This window comes from Acidimicrobiales bacterium (assembly GCA_036399815.1).
In the GTDB taxonomy this organism is placed as follows: domain Bacteria; phylum Actinomycetota; class Acidimicrobiia; order Acidimicrobiales; family DASWMK01; genus DASWMK01.
In genome coordinates, this window is record DASWMK010000070.1 from 1 (window position 1) to 5185 (window position 5185).

At 76.4% G+C, this 5185-nt stretch carries 4 protein-coding genes and 1 pseudogene; 3 read left to right on the plus strand and 2 right to left on the minus strand.

Annotation, left to right across the window (positions count from 1 at the left end):
• The first annotated feature begins 89 nt into the window (after positions 1-89).
• Positions 90-2015 carry an acyltransferase family protein gene (locus VGB14_05270; GenBank protein HEX9992320.1) on the plus strand — a complete coding sequence of 642 codons (1926 nt, stop codon included), beginning with the start codon at positions 90-92 and terminating at the stop codon, positions 2013-2015.
• Here VGB14_05270 and VGB14_05275 read toward each other — a convergent pair.
• Both VGB14_05275 and VGB14_05280 read right to left on the minus strand, forming a co-directional pair.
• Positions 2012-2617, minus strand: coding sequence for a DUF4032 domain-containing protein (locus VGB14_05275; GenBank protein HEX9992321.1), 606 nt, complete (start codon positions 2615-2617; stop codon positions 2012-2014). The two genes, VGB14_05270 and VGB14_05275, sit on opposite strands and share 4 nt — an antisense overlap.
• 92 nt (positions 2618-2709) lie before the next feature.
• Positions 2710-3276, minus strand: a pseudogene (locus tag VGB14_05280) (lipopolysaccharide kinase InaA family protein).
• Positions 3277-3312: 36 nt separating this feature from the next.
• On the opposite strand from VGB14_05280, the gene VGB14_05285 reads away from it, so the two are divergent.
• Positions 3313-4200, plus strand: coding sequence for an alpha/beta hydrolase (locus VGB14_05285; GenBank protein ID HEX9992322.1), 888 nt, complete (start codon positions 3313-3315; stop codon positions 4198-4200).
• Between the two features lie 7 nt (positions 4201-4207).
• Positions 4208-5185: CaiB/BaiF CoA-transferase family protein (locus tag VGB14_05290; protein HEX9992323.1), on the plus strand; the 978-nt coding region annotated here is incomplete at its 3' end.

Consider the following 5185-nt stretch of genomic DNA (forward strand, 5'->3'; position numbering starts at 1 on the left):
CGGTGTGCACGCCGAACGCCGGGGCCATCGGCGAACGCTACTGCGGTGCCGCCACCCCACCGGCGTGCCCGCCTACCCTTCGTCGGGGGATGGCGCACGGGGCGGGGCTCGCAGCGGTCGGCGGGGGCCGGCGCCGCGCCCTTCCGTACCGGCCCGGCCTCGACGGCCTCCGCGGCCTCGCCGTGCTCGCCGTGCTGCTGTTCCACGGCGGGGTGTCGTGGCTGCCCGGCGGGTTCCTCGGCGTGTCGACGTTCTTCACCCTGTCCGGCTACCTCATCACGACCCTCGTGCTCGACGAGGTGGCGACCACCGGCCGGCTGTCGCTCGGCGGGTTCTGGGCCCGGCGCCTGCGCCGGCTGACCCCGGCCGCGCTCGTCGGCCTGGCCGGCACGGTCGTGCTGGCCGCGGCCGTCCCCGACCTGCGCACGCCGGGGCTGGCCGGCGACGTGTGGTCGGCGCTCGGCGACGTGGCCAACTGGCGGTTCGTGGTGGCCGGCCGGTCCTACGCCGACCTCGCGTCGGCGCCGTCGCCGGTGCTCCACTTCTGGAGCCTGGCCATCGAGGAGCAGTTCTACCTGGTCCTCCCGCTGACGGTCGCCTGGCTGGTGCGCACGGGCCGGCCGCTGCGGCGGGCGCTGGCCGCCGTGTCCGGGGCGGCCGTCGCCGCCTCGCTCGTCCTCACGCTCGCCCTCGACCCGGGGGCCGACGCCGACCTCCTGTACTACGGGACGCCGACGAGGGCCGTCGAGCTGCTGGCCGGCGTGCTCCTCGCCCTCGCCCTCGCCGGCCGCCGGCCCGGCCGCGTCGTGCGGGCGGCGGTGGCCGTCGGCGGCGTCGCCGCCCTCGCCGCCAGCGCGTGGGCGTGGACGGCGGTCGGCACCGGCAGCCCGGGCCTCTACCGGGGCGGGTTGGCGGCGTACGCGGTCGCCAGCGCCGTGCTCGTGGTGGCCGCCACGCAGCGCCACAGCCCGGTCGCCGCCGTCCTGTCGTGGGAGCCGCTCCGCCGCCTCGGGGTCGTGTCCTACGGGGTCTACGTGTTCCACTGGCCGCTGTTCCTCGTGCTCGACGAGGGCCGCACCGGGCTCGGCGGCGCGCCCCTCCTCGCCCTGCGCGTGGCCGTCACCCTGGCCGTCGCCACGGCCTCCTACCGGTGGCTGGAGGCGCCGGTGCGGCGGGGCGCGGCGGTCCCGGCCGGCGTGCTGCGGGTGGCGGGCGTGTCGGCGGCGGCGATGGTGCTGACGGCGGCGGCCGCCGTCCCCCCGGCGGCGCCCGGGCTGGAGGCGACGGCGGCCCGCCTGGCCGCCTCGACCGGCGACGCGTCGGCCTCGCCGGCCGCGCCCCGGGTGGCGGTGTTCGGCGACAGCACGGCGCTGATGACGGCCTGGGGCCTGGCCGAGTGGGGGCGGGACACCGGCCGGCTGGTGTTCGCCGGCGGCTTCCACGACCTCGGCTGCGGGATCGTGCGGGCCGAGGAGGTCGACTACCAGGGCGTGGTCGGCCCCGACCCCGAGGGGTGCGCGTCGTGGCCCGACCGGTGGGCGGCCGCCGCCGACGAGGCCGACGCCGACGTCGCCGTCGTGCTCGTCGGCGCCCGCGAGGTGGCCGACCACCGCCTCCCCGGCGACGACGGGTGGCGGGCGCCCGGCGACCCGGTCTACGACGCCGTGCTCGCCCGCGAGGCCGAGCAGGCCGTCGACGTGCTCGAGGCCTCGGGGGCCAGGGTCGTGTGGCTGACCAGCCCGCTGATCGACCTCGGCCGCAACGAGACCCCGCCGCCGCCCGAGCCCTACCCGGCCTCCGACCCGGCGAGGATGCTGCGCGTCCGGGAGGTGGTCGCCGGCGTGCTGGCCCGCCACCCCGAGGTCGCCGTCGTCGACCTGGCCGCCCACCTCCGGTCCCTGCCCGGCGGCGAGCTCGACCCCGACCTGCGGCCCGACGGCGTCCACTTCACCGAGGCGACGTCCCGGCAGGTGGCCGACTGGCTCGGGCCGGCCGTGCTGGCGGCGTCGGCCTAGTCGACCTCGACGACCGGCACCGTGCCCGTGTCCCAGCTGCGGTGGAGCAACCAGGCCTCCGACGGGCTCGGGGCGAGGATCTCGCTGGCGTAGCTGGCGACGGCCTCGGCCATGCCCACGTCGCACCCGGCCCGCTCGGACAGCAGCCAGCGGTGCTCGAGGATCTCGTGGAAGGCCTCGACCGGCTCCAGCTTGTGGCGGTGCTCCTCGGGGATGGCGGCGATGGCCGGCTCGAAGACCTCGGTCAGCCACCGGTAGGCGGCGACGGCGTCGGCCAGCTCCCTGCCCTCCGTGCGCTCCAGGTGGGCGCGGTAGCCGGCGATGTCGTTCAGCAGCCGGCGGGCCTGGTTCTCCTGCACGGCGAGGCCGGTGAGCTGGCGCAGGCGGCGGCTGTGGTGGCCCTCCTCCACCACGCGCGGCTGGAGCCGGATGCGGTCGCCGCCGTCGGTCGCCACCAGCTCGAGCTCCTCGACGTCGAAGCCCAGCTCGTTGAGCCGGCGCAGGCGGGCGTCGACCAGGTAGCGCTCGTCGCGGGAGAACACCTCCTCGCGGGTGAGGTCGTCCCACAGGCCCTCGTAGCGCCGGCGGAGGTCGTCGGCCACCTCGGCGGGTCGGTGTCGGCCGGCAGGCGGCCGGCGGCGACGAGGTCGAGCAGGTCGCCGGCGACGTTCGCGGTGGCGATCTCGAGGTCGTGCTGGCGCTGGCCGTCGGACAGCCGGGGCTGGAACTCGCCGGTCTCGGCGTCGACCAGGTAGGCGTAGAGGGCGCCGGCGTCCCGGCGGAACAGGGCGTTGGAGAGCGAGCAGTCGCCCCAGAAGAACCCCTCCAGGTGGACGCGGACGAGGAGCAGGGCGAGCGCGTCGAGCAGCTTGGCCTGCACGTCGGGGACGGTCCGGCCGACGAACAGGTACCGGTAGGGGAGCGAGAACGACAGGTGGCGGGTGACGAGCACGCCCTCGAGCGGCTCGCCGGTGGGGCTGCGCCGGCCGGTGACCGTCCCGGCCGCCTCGACGACCGGCAGGTTCTCCTCGGCCAGGCGCCGGAGCAGGCGGTACTCCCGCTCGGCGACCGGGTCGGGCAGCTCCTTCAGCGCGTAGACCCGGCCCTCGTAGTCCACGAAGCGCACGACGTGGCGGTGGATGCCGCGGGCCACGTCCACGAGCCGGTCGCTGTCCCACTCCCGCAGCGCCCGCTCCCACGGGAGGTCGAGGAAGTCCGGGTGGCCGGTCCTGACGAGCAGCGAGAAGGTGGTGGTCGACACGGCGCCACCAGTGTGCCTCCGGTAGCTTGCCGAGCCATGCCCCGCGCCGCCGCCAACGGGATCGAGATCGAGTACGACACGTTCGGGGACCGGTCCGACCCGCCGTTGCTGCTGGTCATGGGGCTCGGCGCCCAGATGATCGCCTGGGACGAGCGGCTGTGCCGGCTGCTCGCCGACCGGGGCCACTTCGTCGTCCGCTACGACAACCGGGACTCGGGGCTGTCGACCAAGGTGGACTGGTCGACCGACGACTTCATGGCCGCGTTCGCGGCCGCGTGGGCCGAGCAGCCGATCGACGCGCCGTACCTGCTGTCGGACATGGCGGCCGACGGGGTCGGCCTGCTCGACGCCCTCGACATCCCCGCCGCCCACGTGGTCGGCGCGTCGATGGGCGGGATGATCGCCCAGACCATCGCCATCGAGCACCCCGACCGCGTGCTCACGCTGACGTCGATCATGTCGACCACCGGCGACCGCGACGTCGGCCAGCCGACCGCGGAGGCGATGGAGGTCCTGCTCACCCGGCCGCCGGCCGAGCGGGAGGCGTCGATCGAGCAGATGGTCCGCGCCTCGCGGGTCATCGGCAGCCCCGTCCACTTCGACGAGGAGGCGGCCCGCGAGCGCTCGGCGCTGGCCTACGACCGCTGCTACTTCCCGGTCGGCACCGGCCGCCAGCTGCTGGCCGTGCTGGCCTCCGGGTCCCGGGCCGAGGCCCTGCGCCGCCTGGCCGTGCCGACCCTCGTGATCCACGGCGAGGTCGACCCGCTCGTGCCCGTCTCGGGCGGGCGGCGCACGGCCGAGCTGGTGCCGGGCGCCCGCCTGGTCGTGCTCCCGGACATGGGCCACGACCTTCCGCCGGTCCTGTGGCCGACGATCGTCGACGCCATCGCCGAGCACACCGCCAGGGTGCCGGTGACCCGTTGAGCCGGCCGTGAGCGGCCCGCTGGCCGGCGTCCGGGTCCTCGAGGTGGCGGGGATCGGGCCGGGGCCGTTCTGCGCCATGGTCCTCGCCGACATGGGCGCCGACGTGCTCCGGATCGACCGGGCCGGCGCCGTCAGGGGCGGCGACCCGTCCTCGCCGCCGACCGACGTGCTCAACCGGGGGCGGCGCTCGGTGGGGGTCGACCTGAAGCACCCCGACGGGGCGGCCCTCGTGCTGCGCCTCGTCGGGTCGGCCGACGCGCTCGTCGAGGGCTTCCGCCCCGGGGTGGCCGAGCGGCTCGGCATCGGGCCCGACGAGTGCCTGGCCCGCAACCCCCGGCTCGTCTACGGGCGGATGACCGGGTGGGGCCAGGACGGCCCCTACGCGGCCGCGGCCGGCCACGACATCAACTACATCGCCCTGTCCGGCGTGCTCCACGCCGTCGGGCGCGAGGGCGGGGCGCCGGTGCCGCCGCTCAACCTCGTCGGCGACTTCGGCGGCGGCGGGCTGCTGCTGGCCTTCGGGGTCGTGTGCGGGGTGCTGGAGGCCCGGTCCTCGGGGCGGGGCCAGGTGGTCGACGCAGCGATGGTGGACGGCGCCGCCCTGCTGTCCACGATGGTCCACGGCTTCCTCGCCGCCGGCCTGTGGGAGGACCGCAGGGGCGTGAACCTGCTCGACACGGGCGCCTGGTTCTACGACGTGTACGAGACGGCCGACGGGAGGTGGGTGAGCGTCGGGTCGCTCGAGCCGCAGTTCTTCGCCGAGCTGGTCGAGCGGGTCGGCCTCGGCGACGACGTGCCGGCCCAGTACGACCGGTCCTCGTGGCCGGCCATGCGGGAGCGGCTGGCCGCGGCCTTCCGCACGAGGACCCGCGACGAGTGGTGCGAGCTGCTGGAGGGCACCGACGTGTGCTTCGCGCCGGTGCTGTCGCTCGGCGAGGCGCCGGCCCACCCGCACAACGCCCACCGGGGCACGTTCACCGAGGTG